Source organism: Flavobacterium hibisci (assembly GCF_020026925.1).
Classification (GTDB): Bacteria; Bacteroidota; Bacteroidia; order Flavobacteriales; family Flavobacteriaceae; genus Flavobacterium; species Flavobacterium hibisci.
The window spans coordinates 1-282 of sequence record NZ_JAIQDW010000072.1; the positions used below are offsets into that span (position 1 = coordinate 1).

Here is a 282-nt window from a genome sequence, read left to right on the forward strand (position 1 = left end):
CATGGAGCAGTAAATGTCGTAGCGCTCCCGGCCCCGCTGCAGGACCTCCTCCGTCACCGGGAAGGGGAAGGTGTCCACGTACGGCTCGCCGGCCGCGTGCAGCGCGATGGCCGTATACGTATCCTGGGCCGCCACGATGCCCGCCGCCTGCTTGCCGTCGAGGGGCCCTTCGCGGCGGCCGTAGAAGAAGTGGGCGTCCTCCTTCAGGTGGCCGCGGGCCACCGTGCCGGACACGAGGGGCCGCGAGGCGCGCTGGTCGGCGAAGAAGTCGCTCCGCTGCAA

1 protein-coding gene is annotated in these 282 nt (G+C 70.9%); it reads right to left on the reverse strand.

The features are described 5' to 3' along the window. Positions 1 to 282 (reverse strand): hypothetical protein (locus tag K8B81_RS20880; protein ID WP_223683454.1); only part of this gene is annotated, 282 nt, incomplete at both ends.